The sequence below is a fragment of the Flagellimonas aequoris genome (assembly GCF_003584165.1).
Lineage (GTDB): Bacteria > Bacteroidota > Bacteroidia > Flavobacteriales > Flavobacteriaceae > Flagellimonas > Flagellimonas aequoris.
Genome location: NZ_QXFJ01000009.1, coordinates 150,351 through 174,936 on the forward strand (window position 1 = coordinate 150,351; position 24,586 = coordinate 174,936).

A 24,586-nucleotide genomic window follows, 5' to 3' on the forward strand; every position below is an offset into this window, starting at 1 on the left:
GCAACATCATGCCTTAAATTTGATCGTAAAAGTAGTCCCTTCATTCACCTTGCTGTCCACATCAATGCTGCCCTCTAGGCTGGTAACGTAATTGTAAACCAAATAAAGGCCAACCCCTTTACTGTCCTCATTGTCATGGAATTTTTGGTTCAAGTTGAAAATAAGGTGTCCCACTTTATCCAGATCAATGCCAAGCCCGTTATCGGAATAGGTCAAAGTTTTTTCTCCGTTCTTTTGGTCCGTAACGATAGAAATGATCGGCGTAACATTAGGCCGTGCATATTTGATGGAATTGGTAATGAAATTCAGAAAAATGCTTTCCATATAGGCTGCATTGAACCGAACACTTTCCAGACTCGAAAAATCCAAATGGAATTCCACTCCCGCATTTTGGATCAAAGTGCTGATGGAGTTTCGGACTTTTTGAAGCGAGGCCCTAAAATCGACTTCTTCCAAGTTTCTATTTGAAATATCATTTTGTTTAAACGTGTCAACAAAGGAATTTAGGGATGTTTTTAACCCTTCTGCAGACAGCCTTATATAGCGGATCAGATCCAATGTTTCCACGTCATCGATTTTCGTCAAATCGATTAAATCGACTAAGGACAGTATATTGTTCAATGGAGATCTTAGATCGTGCGAGGTAGTATAGTTGAGTTGCTTGAGTTTGTCGTTCGCTTCGGAAAGTTCGCCTAAATGCAATATACGGTCAGCCTCCAGTTTCTTTTTATGGGTGATATCCTTGGCAATTGCATATATCAACCGTTCATTCTCCATCGGAGTCGATGTCCAATGCAACCAAACAACATCTCCAGATTTACACACATAGCGGTTTTCAAAATTGACCAGTGGAACATTCTTCTTGAGTCGTTCCCTATGTGCCGCCGTAAGTTCCTTGTCCTCAGGATAAATAAATTCAGAGATTAATCTTGACTTTAATTCCTCTTCAGAATATCCCAATAACTCTATAAAGGCAGGATTTACCTTAACAAAATACCCATCATAGTCGGCAATGCAGAGACAATCTTTAGATAGGTCAAAAAAAGGGTCCAATTGGAGGTTCATTGGGTCTGACTGCTTCACTTCCATATGGTAAATCAATTCTACTTTTTGTATAAAACGAATTTAAATGCGCTGTAATACACTGGGATTACAACAAATAAAAATAGGAGGTTATTGTCTGGTCTTCAAAAAAGTCCGAATAATTTAACAAGAGAATGCTTTTTTGCAAAGAAGGAATACATCGGGTTGATGCGTATTGAAGGTAAAAAAGTAGCCTCGGCAAGAATCGAACTTGCATCTAAAGTTTAGGAAACTTCTATTCTATCCATTGAACTACGAGGCCGTTCCAAAATAGGATTGCAAAAATATGCTTTTTTGAAAAACTTTACATAACCCTTGGGTCCTATTTAATGATATTTTCCATACTGGCTTCCCAGGGATACCTAGCTTACCGTCCTTTTTTTCTCATCTTCCTTAAGGATTTTTTGCAAGTATGATCTGGATAGGGGCTTATCCACATAGCCGGCAATCAATCCGTGGCCTTTGGCAATGGTACGGTCACTGGAATTGGTAAAAGCCGAAAGTACATAAACGCTGGGCAAGGAGTGTTCCTTGAAGAGATTCTGCAAGTTTTCAAGGAAATCCCATCCGTTCATACCATCCATGACCAGGTCCAAAAAGATGATATCAGGGAGCTTGTCATGCTCCTCCACAAAACTCAAACAGGCCTTTAATCCTTCTTCTCCGCTGGAACAGGTTATGATCTCGAAATCTCCCGGGGATTGTTGTATGCAATATCGAGTCGCGAACTGCGACACCATATCATCGTCAATAATGCACGTGGTAAGTTTCATTAATGGGACTTTTAAGTAAGATTGGGACCTACAAAGCTATACGCATGTCCCCAATGAACCATCCAAAATCGTTGTTCTGACCAAATATCCCGTTGAGGAAACCTAATGGGGCAATTTATCCCTCAAAATTCCATAGACAAAGGCTCCCACTACCGCACCTAAAAGAACAATGAGAATGGGCCAATACCCTGCTCCAACCAAAATGTACATGGGTCCTGGACAGGCTCCTGCCAATGCCCATCCCAATCCGAACAAGGTGCCTCCAACAATGTATCGTGTGAAAGACCTTTCCTTGTCCTGAATATTGATCGGTTCCCCAAAAAAGGATTTTACCTTGGATTTTTTGATCCACTGGACCAAAACAATACCAACTGCCAATGCGGAGCCAATGATGCCGTACATGTGGAACGAATCGAACTGGAACATTTCATAAATGCGGAACCAAGAGGCCGCTTCCGACTTGTATAGGATTACCCCTAAAAAGGTGCCTACGATAATATACATTACACTTTTCATGATCCAAAGATTAAGGGGAAAATAATATGGACCATCATAAGGCCTCCGATAAAAAAGCCGATGACGGCAATCAAGGAAGGGCGCTGAAGGTTGCTCAATCCAGAAATGGCATGGCCCGAGGTACATCCGCCGGCATATCTTGTACCGAAGCCAACCAAAAACCCTGCCACCAAAAGAATGATCCAAACCGAAGGTTTGGTCAAGGCTTCCATGCTGAACAATTCCGTTGGCAAATAAGCAGTCCCAGCACTTTCAAAACCGAGCTCGTTTAACTTGGTTACGGTCTTCTCCGAAATTTGAACAGCAGGGTTTGGCGAAAGCAGATGGGCACCCAAAAACCCACCAATCACGGAGCCCAATACGACCAAAAGGTTCCAACTACGAGATTTTAGGTCCACCTTGAAATAATCCGTGAACTTACCGGCGCCACCTATTGAACAGAACGTCTCTAGGTTAGAGGACATGCCAAAGCGTTTGCCCATAAGGATCAAAACCGCCATGACCAAGGCAATGAGGGGCCCTGATATATACCAGGGCCAAGGTTGATAAAGCATTTTCTCTGTTTTTAGACAAAAATGGACAAAATGCCTTAAATAACAAACTCAGTTCCCTCTTAACAACAATTCTTATCGGAATCGGAAACCCCGAATTTTTTCAGAATGTCTTCCAGCAAGCACCATTTGGTCAAGGAAGATTGCAACAAATTGGCACCTACAAAGGCCGTAAACCACAACCAATTGATGTTCACATATATGGCCAAGGCCAAACTTATCAAGATAAAGGTTCCTGCTACACCCCTTACAATTCTATTTCTCATATATTTCTTTTAAACAGTTCTTTGTACCGGAAGCTCTACGGCCCTGATTGGGTTGGTCGTTTCGCTTTCCTCATTGAATTCTTTTAACAATTTGAATACTTCGGTCACCTTTTCCTCCACGCAGAAGGAAAAAAACAGATTGGATGCTGCACCTCCCTTTTCACTTGGAAACCAGCTACTGGTGTACAACAAGGGCGATGCACTTTTATATCCATCAATGTCCGAACCACTAAAGCTTTCGATACCGGCTTTCTTAAAAATCTTGAGGACCTCTTTTTTGTATTCCTCCACTGTGGTAACAATGATCATTTTCATGCGTTAATTTTTATTGTTTTTCAATGGTCACATGGAATCTTTGATGACTAAAAGAATCATTGCACTGTATGTCAAAAGATTCTTTTAGTCATGCCGATTTCATCTTAGTTGTAGTTTTTACGTTCAATCATATAATACACCAATGGCACCACCAATAGGGTCAAAATGGTCGACACTATGGTTCCGCCCATGAGTGAGATGGCCAATCCCTGGAAAATGGGGTCGAACAAAATCACAAAAGCTCCAATCACAACAGTTCCTGCTGTCAACAAAATAGGTGTGGTACGGACCGCTCCGGCCTCGATTACCGCTTGTTTCAACGGAATACCCTCATTCAGCCTTAGGTTGATAAAGTCGATCAGCAATACCGAGTTCCGGACCATGATCCCTGCCAAAGCAATCATACCGATAAAAGAGGTGGCGGTAAAGAAGGCTCCCAAGAACCAGTGACCGAGTACAATCCCAATCATGGACAAAGGAATCGCCACCATCATCACCATAGGTGCCTTGAAGTTTTGGAACCATCCCACGATCAACATGTAAATGATCACGATGACCCCCAAAAAGGCAATTCCCAAATCTCGGAACACCTCCAAGGTTATCTGCCACTCCCCGTCCCATTTCACGGTATAATCATCCTCAAACTGGGGTTGTTCCATGTAGAGTTCGTTCATGGAGTATCCCTTCGGCAATTCCAATTGGTTCAACTTGTCGGTCATTCCCAAAATGGCATACACCGGACTTTCCAACTCCCCTGCCATATCGGACATCACATACACTACTCTTTTTTGATTCTTCCTGTAGATGCTTTTGGCCTTGGTACCTTCATTGATGGTCACCAAATCCCCTACAGAAATCATATTGCCCTGTTGCGAGGCCACTTTCAGTTGTTTGATTTCATCCAAAGTGGATTTATCCTTTTCGCTAATGGAAAGCACAATCCCGATCTGATCAAAGGAATTTTCATCGTATACGTGAGATACAGGCATTTCACGGAAAGCCATGCCCATAACCTGAACGATTTGTTGGGGAGTTACCCCATAGAGCATGGCTTTTTCCTTATCTACAACAAAATCATATTCCACTTGATCATCCTCAACCATCCAGTCCACATCTACCACATCGGCAGTATTGTTCAAAATGCCTTTTACCTTATCAGCGACTTCAATCTGTTCATTATAATCAGGGCCATATACTTCGGCCACAATGGTAGACAATACCGGAGGACCTGGTGGCACCTCAACAATCTTGATATTGGCATTGTACTTTTTGCCGAGTTCTTGAATTTTTGGCCTGAGCAATTTGGCAATATCATGACTTTGCTCGCTACGATCGTGTTTGTCGGTAAGGTTGACCTGAATGTCGGCCATATTGCTGCCGCCTCTCAAGTCATAATGCCTTACCAATCCGTTAAAGGTAATAGGTGCCGATGTACCTACATAGCTCTGATAGTTCATCACTTCTGGTCGGGTTGACAGATAAGCACCTACTTCCTTGGCCACCGCCGAAGTACGCTCCAAAGTGGAGCCTTCGGGAAGGTCGATCACCACCTGGAATTCGTTCTTGTTATCAAAAGGAAGCATTTTTACGGCAACCGATTTGGTAAAGAACATGGCTACGGAACCGAACAGCAATACCACTGTGATACCGATGAACAACCATCTCTTTTTACGGCTTTCGATCAAGGGTTTTTCAAATCGCTCATAAGCTTTATAGATGAACGTATCTTGAATCTCAACGGGTTCTTTTTCCTCCTCTTTTTTCTTGTCCTTTTCCCTAAGGAAAATGTATCCCAAATACGGGGTAATGGTCAACGCTACGAACAAGGACAACAACATGGCGATGGACGCACCGATAGGCATTGGGGACATGTAGGGCCCCATTAAACCAGACACAAACGCCATGGGTAACACGGATGCAATTACCGTAAACGTGGCCAAAATGGTCGGGTTACCTACCTCGTTGATGGCGTATAATGCCGCATCCTTGAACGGCAATCGTTTCATCTTAAAGTGGCGGTGCATGTTCTCCGCGATAATGATGGAGTCATCCACCACGATACCCGTTACGAAAACCAAAGCGAACAAGGTAATTCGGTTCAAGGTATAGTCCAGCATGTAGTAGCTCAGCAACGTCAAGGCGAAGGTGATCGGCACGGAAAGGAACACCACAAGGCCTCCTCTCCAGCCCATGGCCAACATCACCACAAAGGTCACCGCGATGATGGCACCGATCAAGTGCATCAAAAGTTCGGATACCTTTTGAGAAGCAGTCTCTCCATAGTTACGGGTCACTTCCACATGAACGTCATCCGGAATCAAATTCTTTTTCAAATGTTCCACTTTCTCCAATACCACATCGGAAATCTTCATCGCATCGGCACCTTTTCTCTTGGCAATGGAAAGGGTAACCGCTGGATACTCTGACTTGTACTCGGATGATTTCTCATTGGCTGCACCAAATCCAAGGGAAACATAATTTTTGGGCAACTCAGGGCCATCCAAAACGGTAGCCACCTGTTTCAAATAAATGGGTTGACCTTGTTTGGTTCCCACGATCAAGTTTTCCAAATCCTCTTTGGTCTCCAAGAACCTTCCGGTGGCAATATGAAACTCAGTATCATTGGACAAAAAGTTGCCGGAATCCATCTGCTGGTTATTGGCCTTGATCATCTGGGCAACCGCTAAAAGGTCAATACCTGATTCAGCCATTTTATCTTTGTCCACCATGACACGAAGTTGACGGCTACGCCCCCCTATCTTTTTGGTAATGGAAACCCCGTTCACTTTCTCGATCTCGTTGATCAATTCCCCTGAAATTTCACGCAATTGGAAATCGTTGTATTCATCGCTCCAAAGCGTCAATGCCAACATGGGCACATCGTCAATGGCACGGGTCTTCACCAAAGGCATGGTGACCCCTTCGGGCATTTGGTCCATGTGCTTGTTGATTTCATCGTACAAGCGTACCAAGGAACGTTCTATATCCTCACCCACATAAAACTGCACAATGGCCATTCCCTGCTCCTGCATGGAAGTGGTGTACACATACTCTACCCCTTTTATGTTGGATATGATCTTTTCAAGCGGTTTGGTGATCCTGGATTCCACCTCGGTTGGGCTGGCTCCGGGATATCCCACAAATATATCCGCCATGGGCACATCAATCTGTGGCTCCTCTTCCCTTGGAATCAGGAAAGAACTATACACCCCAATGACCATGAACACGATCATCAAGAGTACCGTTAATTTAGAGCTGATGAACCCTCTCGCTATTTTTCCTGCAAGTCCGTCTTTCATTATTCCCTTTTTTAGGTTATTGAATGGTTACTTTAGCTCCATTGTACAGCTTGCCTTCGGCAGAAACAATATAGGTTTCTCCTTTGGAAAGGCCGGACAATACTTCCACCTCGTCGCCATAGGTCTCACCCAAACGCAACCAACGCAATAGGGCCACATTGTCTTGACCCAAGGTATAGATCCCACTCAACTGCCCTTTTTGGATCAAGGCTTTGGACGGAACCGTAACAATGGTTTTCTCATTGCTAGCGTTGCCCGTCTCCAGCCTTACGGTTGCATACATACCTGACAAAATTTTGGCATCCGTTTTATCCAATTGTACTTTCATCAAATACTGCCCGCCTGTGTTTTGGGCAGAGGCACTCAATTCGGTCACTTTTCCTGTAACAATGGTATCCAAGGCTTTAACTTGAACCAAGGCTTTGGTTCCCACTTGGATCCCGGTGATGTTGTTCTCGGCCACTTTGGCCACTACTTCAAAACCTCCTGGAGATTCCACAGAAACCAATGGCACCCCTGGGTTGGCCATATCACCTTCGTCTATGTAGGTATTGGTCACCACTCCACTAAATGGGGCTCGAATGTTGGCGTAGGCAAATTGGGAATTGACCTCGTTCTTCATCTGGTTGGCCGATTCCAATCGAGCCTTGGCCATTTCATAGCGGGCGGTCATATCATCCAGTTCCTTTTGGGAAGCACTGTTTTCGTTGAAAAGATTCTGGAACCTTTCGTAATCTTTCTTTGCATTGTTGAAAGCCACTGTTGCCTCAGCGATAGAGGCCTCCACTTGTGCTTTTTTGGCACGTAGGTCCACATTGTTGATCGAAATCAATAGATCCCCTTTATTTACTTTTTGGCCAATTTTCACGGGCAATGATTCCACATAGCCCATCATTCGGGTACTGAGTGTGGCGTTGTTCAAGGCGGTTATCTGTCCGCTTCCGGCCAAAATGGTGTTACTGTCACCTGTTTCCACTTCGGAAACGGTCACGGGAACTGCCGGTCCACCATCCTGTTTCTGCTCCTTGTCACTTCCGCAACTTGCAAGGATAATCCCCAATGCAAGGGCGATAAAGGCATTTTTATATATCGTAGTGTTTTTCATATCGCAATTATTCTTTGGTTAAAAATGTTAGTAGGGATTGTGCTTGGTTATATTCGAAAATGGTTTGGTAGTAGGCCAATTGCTTTTCGGCGTACATGGCCTCTGCCATCAATAGATCGGTTGCTTTTTCCAAGCCTTCCTTAAATCGGTTTGTACGTATTCTCAAGGATTCTTCGGATTGGTCCATAGCCAATTTTGAGGTCTGGAGCCTGTTGTGCGCATCTTCGACCATCCTTCTGGTGCGTTGTAACTCCATAGAACTTTTGGCAACGTACTGCTCGTATTCTTGTTTCGATTTCTCATAATTTGTTTTGCTCTTGCCCACTTTAGCAAAGCGTTGGGCCCCTTTAAAAACATCCCAGCTTAAACTGGCCCCGATGATATATCCCTTGGCATCTGCACGGAAAATTTGGTCATCGTACATTTCGTAACTGGCAAAGGCATTCAACCTTGGCAAAAAGGTCATGTTCTCTGCCCTCATGTTGGCCTTGTATGCTTCGGAAACCAAGTCCATGGCCCGTACATCGGCACGATTTTCCAAAGTTGCCTCGGCAGATTCTCCTAAATCATTGGGCATCAATTCTTCGGTAGGTTCATATACCACGTTACCTTGTTCGTTCATCAAAAAAGCCAAATAATCAGATGCATTCTTTACATTGCTTTTGGCCGAGTTCAGTTGGTTCTCCACTTCAGTGACCCTTACCTGCACCTCCAACAAGTCTGCTTTCTGTAGCAATCCCTGATTGAAACTGTTCTGGGCCGTGTTCAAGTTCGCATTGGCTGCTTCATAAGCTTTTTCCAATACCTGTACCGCCCTGTGGGCCAATTGCAACTGTCCAAAGGCCTTTTGTGCCTCAAAATCCAAATAATCCCTAGTGCGCGAAGCCTGAAGGTCTTTGGCCTCCATGGTTGTTTTTGCGGCCTTACGTTGGAAGAAACCATCCATATTGATCAAGGGCTGCTCCACCGAAATTTTAGTGGCGAAGTTTTCTATTTGATCGGGATCGTTCAACAAAGCAGGGTTAAAATCCGCCTGGGTCAAAATCTCTTGGTTGAGTTTGGAACCGAAGGCCATCAATGGGTTCGTGGTGGTAATCCCTGTGTGGGAGACCGATATCTGTGGCAAAAAAATGGAACTCGAAAATTGGTAGTCATATTTTGCCATCTTCGCCTCCTGTTCGGATACCTTGATACTTGCATTGGATTCCTGCACTCTGGCCAGGACATCCCCCAAGGAAATCTTTACATGGTCTTGTGCCAGCAAAGTTCCCTGTGCGCAAATAAGTGTGATTGCTATAAGTATTCGCTTCATATACTATTTTAATTTGAGCCAAAATTAGAATCGTTCCAAGTTCCACACAGTAACCTGTGTTACTAAGAAAATCGGGCAAGAAAAAACCCCAATACGAAGAAGTCCCCACAAAGGAAATCCGTATTGAGGTTTTGTACAATGATGAATGTCAGGGTTTAAGCCTTTCTCGTACCTCCGTGTCCCCCAGCTACGATCACCAACACTTTAAGACTCAAAAAAATGAACTTAAAGAACTGGACGATGGGGTTCATCATCATAAATCGCTTGTATTTGGATATGCGTCGTGTCATGATTTTTCTATTCAGGAATTAACCACCAAAAAGGTTTCATTTTTGCTTTGTAGATGAAGGCATAGTGCAATGCCAGTTTCAGCCAGTGCCCGGCAAGACCGATGGAACCAAAGGTTTTACCCAGTTTTCTACCATGGGTATCCGGATATTTTTTGAAATCGGGCACAATGGGATAGGTTGTGATGCTGATGCCACTACCCTTGGTCATTCCAAACCCGGCCGAAGCGATACAGGCGGCTCCCATGTTGCCCATGGAGCCTTTGTGATGCAATTCGTGGTTCGGGTTTTTGATCATCTCAATAATGTTATCGGCCACTAATTTCGCGGTGATCCCCGAAGGCATCCCTGTACGTGGTGGTGCAGGAGTGATGTCCGTTCCATTTTTGCTCTTTCTCGGTTTTGAAATGCCATGGGGAGGTGCAAAGGCTATCCCCGGTGCAAAAATATTGGCGTACGATGGGTTTTGATAGGTTTCCGGCCAGTCCTGAACCGTCCATTCCTCGTAAGGTTTGGGCGTGTAGTCGGCATCAACGATCATAAACCCTTTAAAGAGTTTTTCCGTAATATCACCCCCATTCTTGTCATAGGCCTTAAATCCATGACCGGAAAAGGAAGGAATCAACATGGCGAAATCATAGCTTTCCTGTTTGTATTCGCCATCAAGCGTCTCGTAATGGGCCAACCCATCTTCCACTTTGTTGACCCCGGCTCCCAAAATCCAATGGATTCCCCGGTCTTCAAAGACCATCTCCACCATTTCGTTGGATTTCATGATATTGCTTCCGTAGCTCAACAGCATTCCGTCCATCCCAAAATCCCCTAATTGGTATTCATTGGAAATCCAGGTGATTTCTGCCATATCCCTTACCTTATGCCTTCTAAGCTCTTGTTCCACATTCAAAATATATTCAAAAGCAGCACCTTGGCAGGTGGCCTTGGCATGACCTGTACCAATCAAAATCTTGACCTTTTTGCCCTGCTTCATTTGTTTGATGACCTCTTCCAGGGCCACCCAAGCTTCTTGGGCGTGGGTATAGGTACAAACGGAATGGGCCTTGTTCTTACCTGGCGAAAGCCCCTCGGTTGCCTCAAAATTGAGTTTTGGCCCCGTTGCGTTGATCAAATAATCATAGGTGACCTTCTCTTGCTTTCCTTTCTCGTCCCCTGTCACATATTCTGCCAAGACGTAGGGTTTCTGCTCATCATTATCTCCTTCGGGATAAAAACTGATGGCTTTGGCCTGTTTATAATCGATATGTTTTTTGGCGTACAGGGGGGCCAATGGAAATATGAGATCCCTGGGTTTCATCCTACCGATCCCGACCCATATATTGGATGGGATCCACTGGTAGTTACTATTGGGTGAAACCACCACCACTTCATGCTCTTTTGGGAGCTTTCTTCTGAGATGCGAAGCGGCCACATGACCCGCTATTCCGGCTCCCAGAACAACAATTTTTGCCATTGATTATAGTTTAGTTAAAAATTATGGTGCCCATAATCACATGGGCAAGTTCATACTCTTATGCATTTCAGTTGCATTGCTCATGGGAATCGTCCAAAATGGACTGGTATTCTTCCACGGTCAAAAACTGGGGCTCATAAGATGACCCAATATTTTCGAGGCTCTGGGTGAAACTCCTCAGATGGTTCCTGGAACCACATTGTAAGCTGGCAAAAACACTGGCAATGTCACTATTGGTAGTCGCTTGGATGTGCTCTTCCAAATCCACAATGTCCAAATCCTCTATGGTGGCACCAATCTTCAGTGCACTTACCTCATCCATCACCCCATCTTCCTCAAATTTGTTGTACAACGCCTGTAAATCATTATTATCAAATTCACCGTTGGGCAATATTTCATAGTCAACATTAAATGCATCGAGCAAAGTGACAACGGCGGTCATATGCAACTCTTCACTCTGTTTTATATTGTTAAACTGAACCATACCCCATGTGTCATAAAGAAACGCGTAGGTATCCCTGGCCAGCTTCTCTTCTTCCAGCATAAACAACAACGCATTTTTGTCTTCTTCAGAAATTATGGCAGTTGCTTCATCATCAATAATTGCATTTTCCACAACACTGTCCCCATTATCTGAACATCCCCAGAACATGGGAATGGATATCAGTATGGAGAGAACAACCCAACTGAATTCCTTAACTTTTACTTTCATAGCTTTTTCCAGTAAAAATCAGGAATAGCCCAATAAACCACAGTAACAATTGTTACTGAAAACAAGTCACTTAAAAAACAAAGGCCCCGCAAAATGCAGGGCCCTTTATGTAAAATAGTGTTTGTTCAATAACTGGTCTCGTCCAACTTGACCTTACCCCAGAATGTTTTGTACACAAATATGGTATAGAACAGTACCAGAGGGGTTCCGATGGCCACGATCGTCAACATGATCTGCAACGATTTGGTAGAGGAAGCGGCATTGTATATGTCGATATGAAACTTAGGGTCTATGGTGGAGCGAAGGAGTACGGGATACAATTCAACCGCCACCAAAACCAACAAAAAGGCAATGGTCAATGATGAAAACAGGAATGCCCATTTGTATTTTCTCCGCTCTGCCAGACGAGGCACGTTGGCAATACTCAAAAAGGTCAAGAGTGGAATCACAAAAAGGGTTGGATTGCTCTTAAAATCATCCGAAAGGTGGGGAATGTAGATCAACGTGTATAGGGTGGTAATGGAAAAACTCACCATAAAAAAGATCATTCCCCTTTTCAACAGTCTCGTCAGTTTGGCAAACAATCTGCCTTCCGTCTTCAACAGTAGAAAAATAGCTCCATGTGCCATAAAAAGTGATAAGGTGGTAAATCCGGTCATCAAGGCGTATGGATTCAAAAATTCAAAAAGGACACCACCTTTATATTGATAATCCTCCCCTATCGGGATGCCTTGCAGCACATTTCCGAGTACCACCCCAAGCAAAAAGGCCAGCATGATACTGGAGATGCTGTAACAGATATCCCAAAGCCTTCTCCACCACAACATGGGTTCCTTCCCCCTAAATTCTATGGAAATAGCCCTAAAGATGATGAAGAGCAAAAACAGCATAAAGGGGATATAGAGCGATGAGAACAATGTGGCGTACATCAACGGAAAACCGGCAAAGAGGGCACCTCCCCCGATTACCAGCCATACTTCATTACCATCCCACACGGGGCCCACTGCATTCAAGGCAATCCTTCGGCTCTGTTCTTTCTTTAGAAAGAGATGCCAAGCACCCGCCCCAAAGTCGAACCCATCCAAAATGGCATATCCGGAGAACAAACCGCCAACGACCAAAAACCACCATGTGGGATAATCCAATCCTAAAAATGTTTCCATATTGCTTAGTTAATCATGTGAGTCAATGTTCCTCCAAAAGGTGTTTCGTCGCTTTCCGCTTCTTCGTATGGCCCGTGTTTGATCTTTTTATGCAATAGATAGATGAACAAGGTGAACAACAAGGCGTATATCAAAAAGAATAGAATCAACGAAAACATGATCTGATTGTCAGAAACAGCCTGTGAAAAGGCTTCGTCGGTTCTTAAAAGACCATAGACCACCCATGGCTGCCTTCCCATTTCTGCGGCAAACCAACCCACCTGATTTGCTATCTGAGGTAGGAATACCGCAAATACAAATATCCAGAGCAACCATTTTTTTTGAAAAAGCTTTCCTCTCCACAACAAAAAACTGGCAAACAAGGTCAGGAAGATCAGAGTCATTCCTATGGCTACCATAATATGATAAAATTGGAACACGGCATTTACTTGCGATGGGCGTTCATCCTCGGGAAAGGCATTGAGCCCCGTTACGGGTGTTTCAACATCATAATCCAACAGAAAAGAAAGGCCTCCAGGTATCTTGATTCCCGATACTTCTTGGTTTTTTTGGTCTACCCAACCCATAATGTACATATCCGCAGGTGCCGATTCCTCATAATGTCCTTCCAATGCCGCCAATTTTGCAGGCTGGTTTTTGGCCACCCCATCTGCGGATTGATGTCCTGTGAACAACTGCCCCAATGAAAATATGGTCGCCACGATCAGCGCAATCTTAAAGGCCTTTCTTGAAATTTCAATATATTTTCCCTTGACCATGTAATAGGCATGGACACTCATGACCAAAAAGGCTCCTGCCAAAAAGGCCCCAAGCCAAACGTGGGTCAATCTATCCACGCTGGAAGGATTGAACACCATGGCCCAAAAATCGGTAATCTCTGCCCGGGCTTCCATCCCTTCTCCCACAATGTGAAACCCTGCTGGGGTCTGTTGCCAACTGTTGGCCACCACAATCCATATGGCGGAGAACATGGATCCCAAAAACACTCCTATTGTGGAAACCAAATGGACCCAAGGTTTTACTCGGTTCCACCCGAAAAGCAATATGCCCAAAAATCCACTTTCCAAAGCGAAGGCAAAAATACCTTCGGCAGCGAGTGCACTTCCAAAAACATCGCCCACATAACGGGAATACACGGCCCAGTTGGTCCCGAACTCAAACTCCATGACTATACCTGTCACCACACCGATTCCGAAAGTGAGTGCAAAAATCTTGGTCCAGAATCGGGCCAATTTATGGTAGATTTCCTTTTTGGTCCTGATGTAGATACTTTCAAAAATAACCAACAGCAGACCTAGGCCAATACTTAAAGGGGGGTAGATGTAATGAAACGCAACTGTGAAGGCAAATTGAATACGGGCGAGTATTTCCGTTTCCATGGATATGATTTTGACAACAAAAATAACCCTGATAACTCTCTTGTTAGGTTACCCATGTTACAAAAAACAAAGTTTTAACACGACAACGCCAAATCATCGTGTTAAAACTTCATATATGAGGAAAGTTCTATTTTTTTCCACTGTTCATCATGGCCAGAACCGCACCTACAAGTACAATGACGACCAGAACAAACAGCCCGATCATCCAGATGCCATTTTCCCAAACCACTAAAGGTATATTGAGTGTTTTCACAATGTATTGGTTTTTGAAGTTTGACCAAATTTAGCGGCAAAACAGTTTTCAAAACATGATAATTCTCATGTCCCTTCAAGGCTAATCGTTTGAATCTAAACGTTTTTACCCTTCATCATTTTATTCCAATACAGATTGGGCAACCCGTATTTCTTCAACATCCAGAGTCTCCAATGTTCCTTATCGCTATTGAACACGAGCATTCGCTTCAGCTTTGGATCTGGTATAAAGTTATTGTTGTAATCGAACTCGGCCAGCGTCATTTTTCCATAACCGGTTACCAGTGGACAAGAGGAATAACCATTGTAGGATTTGTTGTCGGCCGATTTGTGTTCCATCAATTTTAGGATGTTATCCACCACAACAGGAACCTGTTTCCTGACCGCAGCTCCTGTTTTGGCCGTTGGAAGGGCCGCCACATCTCCCAAACCGAAAATGTTGCCGAACTTGTTGTGTTGCATGGAATGATGGTCCACATCCAACCAGCCGGATGCATTGGCCAGAGCAGAGTCCCTTACAAATTTGGGCGCCGCCTGTGGAGGGGCCAAGTGCAACATATCGAAAGGGACTTGAATGTCCACGTCACCAATCATTACTTCACCCAAATCATTGTCTTCGTTAATGATACACCGATTTTCTTCTGGGGCAGTATGGCTAAAGTGTACAATCTTGTTCTCTACATCGATTTCCTTTGGTGCATAAAACGGCTTAAAATGGATGCCGTACCTATCAATGACCTTCATTAGGGTTTCCCGGATTTCTTTTACACCAAAAATTACCGATCCCGGGGTGGCAAAAATCACGTTGGTTTTGTTCTTCAAACCGTTTTTACCGAAATAATCGGCAGCCAAATAGGCAATCTTTTGCGGTGCACCACCACATTTGATAGGGGTTGTAGGTTGGGTAAACAAAGCATTTCCTCCTTTAAAGTTTCGGATGGTTTCCCAAGTAAAATCTGGATCGATGTAATTGCTACAGGCCACCCCTTTTTCGAAAGCTTCCGGCAAGCCTTTGATCATACTGGGTTCCATGACCAAGCCTGGGGCCACGACCAAAAAATCGTAGGTAATGTCACCACTGCTTTCCGTGGATACGGTATTCTGTTTAGGTTGAAAGGCTTTGGCCCTGTCCTTTATCCAATCCACACCACTGGGCATTACATCTGCCATGGGTTTGGCGGTCTTCTTAAAATCATAGGCCCCAGCTCCAACCAAAGTCCATGCGGGTTGGTAATAGTGTGTTTCCGAAGGCTCGATGATGGCAATGTCCAACTTCCGGTTCTTCCTCAATAATTGGGCTGCCGTCATAATCCCTGCCGTACCTCCCCCAATAATCAATACTTGATAATGTGATTTCATCGTTTGCTTGTTCTGTTAATTTTTCTTGTAAAATATTGAGGAAAGTCATAAAAAAATGTAACTCAGGTTACATAATCCTCAAAAAGAGGGTTTTGTAAATTGAAATTTGTCATTTTTAGTCCATAAAAAAAGCCGTTCTTCAAAAAAGAACGGCCCTTTTTTATCAACCAACCAAAAAACCTAGTTCTTGACCTTGCACGTGTTGATCCCGAAAAGGGTGTACAAGGGACAAAAACTAACAAAACTTGTCAAGACAAAGATTGCCGCCAGTGCGAGCAATACATATGCCAATGTTCCTGTAATCACATTAAAATAATACAATGCTCCAACTACCAATGCTAGGATGATTCGGATTACGCGGTCTGCACCGCCCATGTTTTTTTTCATAATGCTTCGTTTATGATTCCTATACAAGTTACCAAAAATTGCATCACCTCACGTTCCACATTAACTTTTTTGAGTATCAGAACATTACCCCAAAAATAGATAACCAGCATATACCATATAGTAACCTTGGTTACACAGGCTGTATTATTTTTGCTGTATATTTAAGTTAAGCACTTTAAAGTGCTTTTAAGCTTAAACTTACAATAATTGGTAAGGCTCGGGTCGTGTTCCACGACATATTGATCAGGAATATGCAAGATTATATAAACGCTTTTGTAAACGGTTTGATGGGTACCTTAAATTGGACCTGGAAGTCCATTTTGTTCGAGGTGCCTTGGTACACCAATTATTTTTGGGGATTGATCGCCATTTCCCTTTTGGTATGGGGGTTGGAAATTTTGTTCCCATGGCGAAAGGAACAATCCATCGTCAGAAAGGATTTTTGGCTTGACGGATTTTACATGTTTTTCAACTTCTTCATTTTCGCTATTGTCATCAGTGGAGTGTACAAAATGCTGGGCGTTTTGTTCGGGGACATTGGTATCACGTCCAAGACGTTATCCATCGTCGATATTGCGCATTGGCCCCAATGGGTACAGCTTTTGGTATTTTTTATCATTTTGGATTTTGTACAATGGTTCACCCATGTCCTTTTGCATAAATATCCTGTGCTTTGGGAATTCCATAAAGTGCACCACAGCGTAAAAGAAATGGGCTTTGCAGCACATTTGCGCTACCATTGGATGGAAAACATCCTGTACAAACCCCTAAAGACCTTGGGAGTGATGGTACTCGGTGGCTTTGAACCCGAACAGGCCTATATTGTGCATTTTGCCGCCATAGCCATAGGGCATTTCAACCATTCCAACATTAAATTGACCTACGGCCCCTTGAAGTATATTTTGAACAATCCAGTGATGCACTTGTACCACCATGCCTACACCATTCCCGAAGGTTCGTACGGCGTGAATTTCGGGATCAGTCTGAGTATTTGGGATTACATCTTCAAGACGAACTATATTCCAGAAGACGGCGGGAAAATTGAATTGGGGTTCCCAGGGGACGAAAAATTACCGAAAGGTTTCTGGGGGCAATTGGTATACGGATTCAAAAAGCCGACAAAGCCATGATCAAGGCTTAATTGGAATCTTCTGGAGCATCAAAAACAATACTCCAAATTCCCCTTACTTCGTTCACATCATAGCCAGTGGCCTTGTCATCTGGATATAATCGGGATAGATGTTGAACCACGTCGGTCTGAATGGTTTTGCCTGGGGTTCCATGGCAATTCAGACACATGCTGTTGGTGACAATAGGATAATAGAAATAGACCTTTCCATTTTCCTCCTTTAGAATGGGCTCTATGGAACCCCCAGCAGCCACTTCCTTTTTAAACGTTTCAATATAAGCCAACTCTGATGTATTGGCCGCATTCTCAGGATTACGCGGTTTGTCCGACACTCTTTTGATTCGCGCATTGAAATTTGTGGACATGCTATCGGTCAACGGATAGGCCCTTTCGTTGCAAAAAGCAACGGCCTCATCAACACTTTTATTCTGGATGGTCCCCATGAGGTTCTTGCCCAGTACTTTCTGTGTTTTCTGTGCAAATTTCATTCCCATTTCCTTGGGAGTTTGTTTTACCGGGGCAACTTCCAATTTTTTGCCTTTGTTGTACAGGGAGTCTCCCCTTCTATCCATCCAATGTTCCTTGAACCAATCGGGCTCCTCAATTTGATAGTCGTATAGGTACTCGGCAATCTTTCGGATTTCTTCTTCGGGGAATTGCTGGGTGGGCATCAACCCAAATCGGCGTACCGCGCCGCGCATCATAGTCTTTTCTTCGGAAGGTGATTTCACGAATTCCATGATGCCCTTAACGAAAGACTCTTTATCCGTGTACGCGTCAAGATAATGGGCCTTAACGGCAACCATTGGCGGTGCAATCCTTTGCCCGTTTTCCGGTACAGAAGGATTATGGCACAGGTAGCATTTGGTTTCCATTAATTTTTTGCCCTCTTCGGGTGTGGTGGCCAATTGTGCCACGGGTTGTGGGTCCTCTTCAGATGTTTTGGGTCCCTGTTTGCAGGAAAATAGCAACAATACAACCAGTAAAGAAATGGAAAAATGTTTCATCAAAGTCCTAGTTTGCCGTTGGCACAACTTACAAAAGATTTTGCTTTTAGAACCATACCGTTCTCATCATCTATTGTGGGGTAACCCATTTGTCTGAGGGCTTCTTTAACTAAGGAAGCGCCATCGGCGCCTTGATGATCAAAGCTAACCGATGAGCGTTCCTTCTCCACAATCACATCTTTAATACCTTCCATTTCCGAAAGTTTATTGGAAATGGTTCTCGCACATCCACCACATTTAAGGTTTTGTACTTGAAATGTCGTTTTCATATCTGCCTTTCAATAGATTAATAGGTCCAAATCCTGTACCCCCCACGAAGGTCATATACTTCTTGGAAGCCCATATCGACCAGCATTCTGGCCGCCTTTTGGCTCCTGTTCCCGGATTGGCAATAAATATATAGGGGTTTGTCTTTTTTCAGTTTTGAAAAAGCTGCCCGAAAGGCGGAACCTTGGAAAAAATCAATATTGCTTGCCCCTTTGATATGGCCGGACATAAATTCCCCTCGGGTCCTTACATCCACCAATTGCACCTTTCCTTTGGAAATGGCCATTTTATAATCCTCCCGGTCCAAAATCTGTACTTGATCGGGAAGTGCCTGCCCTTTGAACAAAAAGCTTAGTAGCGACATATTTTCTTTTATTTATGGGCTAAAATACCTAGGATCAAAATGACGGTCAGTAACGATGGTTACACAAGGCGAAAATGAAGTAAAATTGGTCTAATTCTTCATCCAATCATTGTACCCTCCCGAATAGTCATAGATTTTTGTAAATCCCTTACTTCTAAGGATTTTTGCGGCATAAGCGCTTCTGGACCCAACCAAACAATAGACATATACGGGCTGGTCCTTGTCCAAGGTCTCCACTTGTTTCATAAAGGCACTTCGGTTGCTCAGATCAAAATTGATGGCATCATCAATATGGCCGGCATTGTACTCCTCTGGGGTGCGTACATCCACAAGTTGCACATCCTTTCCAATGACCTCGGCCTTGATGGCTTCCTTATCCACCCTTGTAATGGTCGTATCTTGCGATTGACATGAAAGAATACCTACGAAGAATACCAGAAACAGGCCCTTCTTAAAAATATGTTGCATGGTTGCTCCTATTTTAGCGTGGAAGGGCAAACGTAATCCGTTACAGGAATCCCTACATTCTTGATTTCGGCAAAACCACCGGAAACATCCACCAGATTATGGATTCCCCTGCTCTTCAAAATAGAAGAGGCGATCATACTTCTATATCCTCCTGCGCAATGAATGTAAAAAGTTTCTTCACTTGGGAATTCGGCCAAATGGTCATTCAAATAATCCAGTGGCGTTAAATGGGCGTCCACTACGTGTTCTGCCTTATATTCCGATTCTTTTCTTACGTCAAAAACGGGAACTCCCTTATCCACCATTTCCTTGAATTCCTTGGCATTCACATTAGGCACGGTATCAAATTCCTTTCCGGCCGCTTTCCATGCTTCGATTCCACCTTTTAAGTAACCCAAAGTGTTATCGAAACCAACCCTTGAAAGACGGATAACGGTCTCTTCCTCCTTGCCTTCGGGCACTACCAAAAGAATGGGCTGTTCCACATCGGCAATCAAAGCTCCTACCCAAGGGGCAAAGCTGCCATCCAAACCAATGAATATGGATCTTGGCACATGGCCTTTGGCAAAGTCATCTTGGTGGCGTACATCCAATACCACGGCCCCTGTCTCGTTGGCGGCGACTTCAAAAGCATCAGGACTCAAGGCATGTGTTCCTCTTTTCAATACTTTGTCGATATCCTCATACCCTTCTTTGTTCATTTTCACGTTCAAAGGGAAATATTGTGGTGGAGGCAAAAGCCCTTCCGTAACCTCATCAATGAATTCATCCTTGGTCATATCGGCACGAAGCGCATAGTTCATCTTCTTCTGGTTCCCCAAGGTGTCCACGGTTTCCTTCATCATGTTCTTTCCGCAAGCGGAACCTGCGCCATGGGCAGGATATACGATCACATCATCGGCCAAGGGCATAATCTTATTGCGAAGGCTTTCATATAGCGTACCTGCCAATTCTTCCTGGGTCATATGGGCCGCTTTTTGGGCCAAATCAGGTCGACCTACATCGCCTAAGAACAAGGTGTCCCCACTGAATATGGCATGGTCCTTTCCATTTTCATCTATCAACAAAAAAGTGGAGCTTTCCATGGTATGTCCAGGTGTATGCAAGACCTTGATGGTCACCTTGCCCAATGTAAACTCTTGGCCATCTTCAGCAGTAATAGCATCAAAAGAAGGTTTTGCCGTTGGACCATATACAATCGATGCGCCTGTTTCCTTGGCCAGGGTTACGTGTCCGCTGACAAAGTCGGCATGGAAATGCGTTTCGAAGATATACTTGATCTTTGCGCCATCTTCCTCGGCTTTTTTAATGTAGGGCTTTACCTCTCTCAAGGGATCCACTATGGCGGCTTCCCCTTCACTTTCTATGTAATAAGCCCCCTGGGCCAAGCATCCGGTGTAAATTTGTTCAATTTTCATGTGATAATGGTTTTTATCAAATATAAACTTGTGTACCGTAACGTTCTGTGACCAAAGTTACAAACTCTTAGTCTTGGATTGAAGTGATATCTTTTTTTGAATGGTACTTCTTTCGGTGTGATTGGAGCAACAATCCACGGCATCAAAGGTCTGCGCAAACAGGTTTTCCTTTCCTAGAATATCGATGATACCGCTGCTATGCAAGATATCCCTAGTGGGGCCTATTGCCCCGGCAATCATAAATTGGATACCCCTTTCCCGAAGCTCCAAAATGGTTCGTTCCAGCATTACGGCGGCACTACTATCAATATAATTGATGGGTTCCGCATTAAGGACCACAAACTTGAGTTCAGGGCCTTTCTTCTCTATTTCCTGATATAGTTGTTTTTTAAAGTAATCCTTGTTTCCAAAGTATAATTGGGCATCGAACCTCAAGATCAAGATATCGCTAAATACCTCCACATCTTCCGAAAATCGGTTGATGTTCTTGAAATAATTGGTGCCCTTGATCCTTCCTAAAATGGCAATATGGGGTTTGGAGATACGATAGACCAATAATAAAAGGGAAAGCAGCACACCCAAGAGGATACCTTCTATCAACCCGATAAAAAGGGTCATCAAAAAAGTGGCCACCAGCAAAATGAACTCATCCTTCCTATTTTTCCATAGGTTGATGGGGTATCTCACATCGATCAATCCAAAAACGGAAACAATAATGATACCGCCCAAAGCAACAGTGGGCAAATTATAGAACAGCGGAGTGAGGAACAACAAAATCCCCGCAATGATCAACGTACTAAAAATGAGCGACATGCTCGTTTTGGCCCCGGCCTCATCATTTACGGCACTCCTTGAAAATCCTCCGGAAACCGAAAAGGACTGAAAAAGGGAGCCCATGATATTGGACATTCCCAAAGCCCTAAGCTCCTGATTGGCATCCAATTCATATTCCGGATGTTTTTCTTCCAAGGTCTTGGCAATGGAAATGGATTCCATAAACCCAAAAAGGGCCACGGTAAGGGCAATGGGCAGAAACTGACCTATCTTGTCCCAGTGGCCCACTGGAAGTTCAAACTTGGGCAATCCTCTTGGGATATCACCCACTATACGGATGCCCTTGGCCTCCAATCCGAACAAGACCACTCCTAAAATTCCCAACACTACGATCAGCAGGGGAATAGGTAGTTTTTTATTGATTTTTTTCAATCCGATGATTAGAAGGATCACCAAAACCCCTAAACCTAAAGTCAATGGATCAATCTGATTTAAATTTTGGAACAAACTTGCCAATAACACATGTACTTTTCCCGATTGGGGCAGGTCTATCCCCAATACATGTTTTAATTGACCCAAGCCTATGAGTATGGCCGCTGCGGAAGTAAACCCATTAATCACGGGTTTGGATAAAAAGTTGACAAAAGATCCCATTTTCAGGAACCCAAAAAGCAACTGTACCAACCCGATAAGCAACGTCAAAAATATGACGGCCGAAATGTATGCTCCTTCTCCCGACAACTGCATGGCCCCTATACCAGCGGCCACCAAAAGGGAATCCATCGCCACGGGCCCCACGGCCAATTGACGGGATGTTCCCGTAATGGCATATATAAATTGGGGCACCAATGCGGCATAAAGTCCATAAATGGGAGGCATACCCGCAATCATGGCATAGGCCATTCCCTGTGGTACGAGCATGATTCCCACGGTAATCCCTGCAATCAAATCCCCGTACAACAACGAACGATCATAATTGCGGATCCATGATAAAAAAGGAAAAAACCTTTTGAGCATGTGATTGGTTTTGCGCAAAAATATAGTGCCTAATAGCAGCCCACAGTAACAAAGGGCACAATTACAAATCTATGATATGGATGTAGCTCCTATGCAATTTCAGCTTTTTCATTTTCTCCAGCTTTTTCAACAATCTGGAAACCACAACCCTTGAGGTGTGCAGATCATAGGCAATTTCTTGGTGGGTGCTCCTGATCTTGTTATCATTGGTCACTTCCACTTTCTTTTTAAGGTAATCCACTAGCCTTTGATCCAAATTTTTAAAGGCGATACTGTCCACGGTCTGCAGCAACTCGTTCAGGCGGTTATGGTAACTGTCGAACACATAATTACGCCAACCTTGGTATTTGCTCATCCATTCCTCCATCTTCTGAACAGGTATCATAATGATCCGGGCATCCGTTTCTGTTATGGCCCTGATCTCGCTTTTGGTGTGGCCCATGCAGCAGGCCATGGTCACTGAGCACGTCTCTCCCTGTTCCAAATAATACAGAAGGAGTTCATCGCCTTCCTCATCTTCCCTCAACACTTTAATGGCTCCGGACAGCAACAAAGGGATACTACGGATGTATTGCCCAATATCCATAATGGTCTCCCCAGCTGGGACTTCCATCAATTTTCCGACCTCCAAAATCTCATCGATAAGGGGTTGCTCAAAATAGTTGCTGAATGTTCCAATAAGATCTTCTTCCATGCTGTTGGTATAGGCCCCCTAAGGTAATTATTTTAATAAAGAAATTCCCGCATCAATTTTGCCCTAATATGCAGAACCCACACTTAAAGTGTGGGTACATCGCAAATTAACGCAAACTAATTAACTGAAATTAAACCTACTTAAACTTAAATTTTTAGGGGTTGCCCCTTGATTTCCTTGGGGATGGAAGTATTCAAAATCTTTAAAATGGTCGGTGCAAACTGGTTGGAAAAGAGCTGCTCTTCCTGTTTTACCTCGCCCAAGGGCTGAATCCCCTTTCCAAAGGTGACCATCCAAACTTGGTCAGCTCCCTTGATATCCGCACCATGGCTTCTCCAAGTATCCAAAGGCTCGGTGCCCCTGCCATGGTCCGTGGTGACGATAAAAACGGTTTGATCTTTATAAAAATCATCCTGTTGGGTAAAGTTCCACAACTCCTTGATCAAGGCATCGGTGTTATGCGCCGATTTTAGATATGCCTGATATTCCCCGTCATGGGCAAAGTCATCTGTTTCACCATAGGAGATGTACAGCAATTTGGGATGCTCCTTCTTCATATGTTCCAAAGCATAATGATGGGTGAAGGCATCCAAACGGACACTGCCCCATGGACTGGGAACCTGACCCTGAAGTTCGTTCAGGAATTTTTCCCTTTCGTTCAAATTACCCGTAGCCGTTTCAAAACCAGCATTCACAGGAACCCCGGAACGCTTTTCGTTGATGATGAACGGGAACACATCCCAACTACCAAAGGCGGCCACTTTCCCTTTCCCTTCGGAGGTATTGTTGTACTGTTCCAAAATGGTGGTATTGGGATTTTCAATCTTATCGTTGCTACGGATATTTTTATCATCCGCGGTTCCTGTCAAGATTTCGTTATAGCCTGGGTAGGAAAACCACATGCCATTGGTAAGGTTCACTTTGCTCCCCAAATTCCTGTTCCCATGCAACTGTCCCATTTTGGAAACCTGGGTCCAGAAAAAGGGCATCAAAGCCTCCCTTCTCTCCTCCAGAGTCTCCCTCCAAAAGGCTTCTTTTAATGCATCCATCTCATGAACATAATCCTTATTCCCAATCAATAAAGGGTCGGCACCTGTAAACAATTCCTGCCAACGGTACCCATCAAGTGTAATCAAAATCACTTTGGTATCGGAATCCTGTGCACTTATCTTTAGAAAAGCTACCAAGGCAGCCATCAAAAGCAAAATCTTGTTTTTCATT

General features: G+C 43.9%; 25 protein-coding genes and 1 tRNA gene. 1 reads left to right on the plus strand and 25 read right to left on the minus strand.

The window, feature by feature from the left end:
- Window positions 1–6: 6 nt before the first annotated feature.
- From D2U88_RS03445 to D2U88_RS03520, 17 genes are all read right to left on the minus strand, one after another.
- Window positions 7–1,089, minus strand: a complete 1,083-nt coding sequence (locus D2U88_RS03445; RefSeq protein WP_235855711.1) for a PAS domain-containing sensor histidine kinase — start codon at window positions 1,087–1,089, stop codon at window positions 7–9.
- Window positions 1,090–1,273: 184 nt separating this feature from the next.
- Window positions 1,274–1,345, minus strand: a tRNA-Arg gene (locus tag D2U88_RS03450).
- A 100-nt stretch (window positions 1,346–1,445) separates the two neighbouring features.
- Window positions 1,446–1,856: a response regulator gene (locus tag D2U88_RS03455; RefSeq protein ID WP_119638904.1), complete on the minus strand. Its 411-nt coding sequence runs from the start codon at window positions 1,854–1,856 to the stop codon at window positions 1,446–1,448.
- 102 nt (window positions 1,857–1,958) lie between these two features.
- Window positions 1,959–2,372: a DUF6691 family protein gene (locus tag D2U88_RS03460; RefSeq protein ID WP_119638905.1), complete on the minus strand. Its 414-nt coding sequence runs from the start codon at window positions 2,370–2,372 to the stop codon at window positions 1,959–1,961.
- Entirely contained in the window at window positions 2,369–2,926 is a 558-nt protein-coding gene (locus D2U88_RS03465) for a YeeE/YedE family protein (protein ID WP_119638906.1), read from the minus strand. Before D2U88_RS03465 ends, D2U88_RS03460 begins: the two co-directional genes overlap by 4 nt.
- A 59-nt stretch (window positions 2,927–2,985) precedes the next feature.
- The gene (locus tag D2U88_RS03470) at window positions 2,986–3,189 is read right to left on the minus strand and encodes a YgaP family membrane protein (protein WP_119620086.1); all 204 of its coding nucleotides are present in this window, start codon (window positions 3,187–3,189) and stop codon (window positions 2,986–2,988) included.
- Between the two features lie 9 nt (window positions 3,190–3,198).
- Window positions 3,199–3,504: a hypothetical protein gene (locus D2U88_RS03475; RefSeq protein WP_119638907.1), complete on the minus strand. Its 306-nt coding sequence runs from the start codon at window positions 3,502–3,504 to the stop codon at window positions 3,199–3,201.
- A 104-nt stretch (window positions 3,505–3,608) separates the two neighbouring features.
- A complete protein-coding gene (locus tag D2U88_RS03480) occupies window positions 3,609–6,803 on the minus strand; it encodes an efflux RND transporter permease subunit (RefSeq protein WP_119638908.1) in 3,195 nt (1,064 codons plus the stop codon).
- A 16-nt stretch (window positions 6,804–6,819) separates the two neighbouring features.
- Window positions 6,820–7,908, minus strand: a complete 1,089-nt coding sequence (locus D2U88_RS03485; protein ID WP_119638909.1) for an efflux RND transporter periplasmic adaptor subunit — start codon at window positions 7,906–7,908, stop codon at window positions 6,820–6,822.
- A gap of 7 nt (window positions 7,909–7,915) precedes the next feature.
- Window positions 7,916–9,220 carry a TolC family protein gene (locus tag D2U88_RS03490; RefSeq protein ID WP_119638910.1) on the minus strand — a complete coding sequence of 435 codons (1,305 nt, stop codon included), beginning with the start codon at window positions 9,218–9,220 and terminating at the stop codon, window positions 7,916–7,918.
- Between the two features lie 155 nt (window positions 9,221–9,375).
- Window positions 9,376–9,510 carry a hypothetical protein gene (locus tag D2U88_RS19750; protein WP_262696584.1) on the minus strand — a complete coding sequence of 45 codons (135 nt, stop codon included), beginning with the start codon at window positions 9,508–9,510 and terminating at the stop codon, window positions 9,376–9,378.
- Between the two features lie 7 nt (window positions 9,511–9,517).
- On the minus strand, window positions 9,518–10,975 hold the full coding sequence (locus tag D2U88_RS03495; RefSeq protein ID WP_119638911.1) for an NAD(P)/FAD-dependent oxidoreductase: 1,458 nt from the start codon (window positions 10,973–10,975) through the stop codon (window positions 9,518–9,520).
- A 67-nt stretch (window positions 10,976–11,042) separates the two neighbouring features.
- A complete protein-coding gene (locus tag D2U88_RS03500) occupies window positions 11,043–11,687 on the minus strand; it encodes a DUF2202 domain-containing protein (protein ID WP_119638912.1) in 645 nt (214 codons plus the stop codon).
- Between the two features lie 125 nt (window positions 11,688–11,812).
- On the minus strand, window positions 11,813–12,850 hold the full coding sequence (gene cydB, locus D2U88_RS03505; protein ID WP_119638913.1) for a cytochrome d ubiquinol oxidase subunit II: 1,038 nt from the start codon (window positions 12,848–12,850) through the stop codon (window positions 11,813–11,815).
- 5 nt (window positions 12,851–12,855) lie between these two features.
- Window positions 12,856–14,229 (minus strand): cytochrome ubiquinol oxidase subunit I, encoded by a 1,374-nt coding sequence (locus D2U88_RS03510; RefSeq protein WP_119638914.1) that lies wholly within the window; start codon window positions 14,227–14,229, stop codon window positions 12,856–12,858.
- Window positions 14,230–14,577: 348 nt separating this feature from the next.
- Window positions 14,578–15,840 (minus strand): NAD(P)/FAD-dependent oxidoreductase, encoded by a 1,263-nt coding sequence (locus D2U88_RS03515; protein ID WP_119638915.1) that lies wholly within the window; start codon window positions 15,838–15,840, stop codon window positions 14,578–14,580.
- A 180-nt stretch (window positions 15,841–16,020) separates the two neighbouring features.
- A complete protein-coding gene (locus D2U88_RS03520) occupies window positions 16,021–16,227 on the minus strand; it encodes a YgaP family membrane protein (protein WP_119638916.1) in 207 nt (68 codons plus the stop codon).
- Between the two features lie 251 nt (window positions 16,228–16,478).
- On the opposite strand from D2U88_RS03520, the gene D2U88_RS03525 reads away from it, so the two are divergent.
- Entirely contained in the window at window positions 16,479–17,357 is an 879-nt protein-coding gene (locus tag D2U88_RS03525; RefSeq protein ID WP_119638917.1) for a sterol desaturase family protein, read from the plus strand.
- 7 nt (window positions 17,358–17,364) lie between these two features.
- Here D2U88_RS03525 and D2U88_RS03530 read toward each other — a convergent pair whose 3' ends face one another.
- From D2U88_RS03530 to D2U88_RS03565, 8 genes are all read right to left on the minus strand, one after another.
- Entirely contained in the window at window positions 17,365–18,363 is a 999-nt protein-coding gene (locus tag D2U88_RS03530) for a Tll0287-like domain-containing protein (RefSeq protein ID WP_119638918.1), read from the minus strand.
- Window positions 18,363–18,632 carry a heavy-metal-associated domain-containing protein gene (locus D2U88_RS03535; protein ID WP_119638919.1) on the minus strand — a complete coding sequence of 90 codons (270 nt, stop codon included), beginning with the start codon at window positions 18,630–18,632 and terminating at the stop codon, window positions 18,363–18,365. Before D2U88_RS03535 ends, D2U88_RS03530 begins: the two co-directional genes overlap by 1 nt.
- 17 nt (window positions 18,633–18,649) lie before the next feature.
- On the minus strand, window positions 18,650–18,994 hold the full coding sequence (locus tag D2U88_RS03540) for a rhodanese-like domain-containing protein (RefSeq protein ID WP_119638920.1): 345 nt from the start codon (window positions 18,992–18,994) through the stop codon (window positions 18,650–18,652).
- A 90-nt stretch (window positions 18,995–19,084) separates the two neighbouring features.
- On the minus strand, window positions 19,085–19,462 hold the full coding sequence (locus D2U88_RS03545; RefSeq protein WP_119638921.1) for a rhodanese-like domain-containing protein: 378 nt from the start codon (window positions 19,460–19,462) through the stop codon (window positions 19,085–19,087).
- Window positions 19,463–19,470: 8 nt separating this feature from the next.
- Window positions 19,471–20,880 (minus strand): MBL fold metallo-hydrolase, encoded by a 1,410-nt coding sequence (locus tag D2U88_RS03550; protein WP_119638922.1) that lies wholly within the window; start codon window positions 20,878–20,880, stop codon window positions 19,471–19,473.
- 57 nt (window positions 20,881–20,937) lie between these two features.
- Entirely contained in the window at window positions 20,938–22,671 is a 1,734-nt protein-coding gene (locus D2U88_RS03555; protein WP_119638923.1) for a SulP family inorganic anion transporter, read from the minus strand.
- Window positions 22,672–22,732: 61 nt separating this feature from the next.
- Window positions 22,733–23,365 (minus strand): Crp/Fnr family transcriptional regulator, encoded by a 633-nt coding sequence (locus D2U88_RS03560; RefSeq protein WP_119638924.1) that lies wholly within the window; start codon window positions 23,363–23,365, stop codon window positions 22,733–22,735.
- A gap of 146 nt (window positions 23,366–23,511) precedes the next feature.
- Window positions 23,512–24,585 carry a sulfatase-like hydrolase/transferase gene (locus tag D2U88_RS03565; RefSeq protein ID WP_119638925.1) on the minus strand — a complete coding sequence of 358 codons (1,074 nt, stop codon included), beginning with the start codon at window positions 24,583–24,585 and terminating at the stop codon, window positions 23,512–23,514.
- Window position 24,586 lies beyond the last annotated feature (1 nt).

What these genes read in the sequence shown, in the direction of transcription:
- D2U88_RS03510 (WP_119638914.1), bottom strand. Translation starts at nt 14,229, where the DNA reads ATGGAAACGGAAATACTCGCCCGTATTCAATTTGCCTTCACAGTTGCG.
- D2U88_RS03485 (WP_119638909.1), bottom strand. Translation starts at nt 7,908, where the DNA reads ATGAAAAACACTACGATATATAAAAATGCCTTTATCGCCCTTGCATTG.
- D2U88_RS03480 (WP_119638908.1), bottom strand. Translation starts at nt 6,803, where the DNA reads ATGAAAGACGGACTTGCAGGAAAAATAGCGAGAGGGTTCATCAGCTCT.
- D2U88_RS03460 (WP_119638905.1), bottom strand. Translation starts at nt 2,372, where the DNA reads ATGAAAAGTGTAATGTATATTATCGTAGGCACCTTTTTAGGGGTAATC.
- D2U88_RS03555 (WP_119638923.1), bottom strand. Translation starts at nt 22,671, where the DNA reads ATGCTCAAAAGGTTTTTTCCTTTTTTATCATGGATCCGCAATTATGAT.
- D2U88_RS03490 (WP_119638910.1), bottom strand. Translation starts at nt 9,220, where the DNA reads ATGAAGCGAATACTTATAGCAATCACACTTATTTGCGCACAGGGAACT.
- D2U88_RS03445 (WP_235855711.1), bottom strand. Translation starts at nt 1,089, where the DNA reads ATGGAAGTGAAGCAGTCAGACCCAATGAACCTCCAATTGGACCCTTTT.
- D2U88_RS03535 (WP_119638919.1), bottom strand. Translation starts at nt 18,632, where the DNA reads ATGAAAACGACATTTCAAGTACAAAACCTTAAATGTGGTGGATGTGCG.
- D2U88_RS03455 (WP_119638904.1), bottom strand. Translation starts at nt 1,856, where the DNA reads ATGAAACTTACCACGTGCATTATTGACGATGATATGGTGTCGCAGTTC.
- D2U88_RS03565 (WP_119638925.1), bottom strand. Translation starts at nt 24,585, where the DNA reads ATGAAAAACAAGATTTTGCTTTTGATGGCTGCCTTGGTAGCTTTTCTA.
- D2U88_RS03560 (WP_119638924.1), bottom strand. Translation starts at nt 23,365, where the DNA reads ATGGAAGAAGATCTTATTGGAACATTCAGCAACTATTTTGAGCAACCC.
- D2U88_RS03465 (WP_119638906.1), bottom strand. Translation starts at nt 2,926, where the DNA reads ATGCTTTATCAACCTTGGCCCTGGTATATATCAGGGCCCCTCATTGCC.
- D2U88_RS03525 (WP_119638917.1), top strand. Translation starts at nt 16,479, where the DNA reads ATGCAAGATTATATAAACGCTTTTGTAAACGGTTTGATGGGTACCTTA.
- D2U88_RS03530 (WP_119638918.1), bottom strand. Translation starts at nt 18,363, where the DNA reads ATGAAACATTTTTCCATTTCTTTACTGGTTGTATTGTTGCTATTTTCC.
- D2U88_RS03475 (WP_119638907.1), bottom strand. Translation starts at nt 3,504, where the DNA reads ATGAAAATGATCATTGTTACCACAGTGGAGGAATACAAAAAAGAGGTC.
- cydB (WP_119638913.1), bottom strand. Translation starts at nt 12,850, where the DNA reads ATGGAAACATTTTTAGGATTGGATTATCCCACATGGTGGTTTTTGGTC.
- D2U88_RS03470 (WP_119620086.1), bottom strand. Translation starts at nt 3,189, where the DNA reads ATGAGAAATAGAATTGTAAGGGGTGTAGCAGGAACCTTTATCTTGATA.
- D2U88_RS03540 (WP_119638920.1), bottom strand. Translation starts at nt 18,994, where the DNA reads ATGTCGCTACTAAGCTTTTTGTTCAAAGGGCAGGCACTTCCCGATCAA.
- D2U88_RS19750 (WP_262696584.1), bottom strand. Translation starts at nt 9,510, where the DNA reads ATGACACGACGCATATCCAAATACAAGCGATTTATGATGATGAACCCC.
- D2U88_RS03520 (WP_119638916.1), bottom strand. Translation starts at nt 16,227, where the DNA reads ATGAAAAAAAACATGGGCGGTGCAGACCGCGTAATCCGAATCATCCTA.
- D2U88_RS03515 (WP_119638915.1), bottom strand. Translation starts at nt 15,840, where the DNA reads ATGAAATCACATTATCAAGTATTGATTATTGGGGGAGGTACGGCAGGG.
- D2U88_RS03550 (WP_119638922.1), bottom strand. Translation starts at nt 20,880, where the DNA reads ATGAAAATTGAACAAATTTACACCGGATGCTTGGCCCAGGGGGCTTAT.
- D2U88_RS03500 (WP_119638912.1), bottom strand. Translation starts at nt 11,687, where the DNA reads ATGAAAGTAAAAGTTAAGGAATTCAGTTGGGTTGTTCTCTCCATACTG.
- D2U88_RS03495 (WP_119638911.1), bottom strand. Translation starts at nt 10,975, where the DNA reads ATGGCAAAAATTGTTGTTCTGGGAGCCGGAATAGCGGGTCATGTGGCC.
- D2U88_RS03545 (WP_119638921.1), bottom strand. Translation starts at nt 19,462, where the DNA reads ATGCAACATATTTTTAAGAAGGGCCTGTTTCTGGTATTCTTCGTAGGT.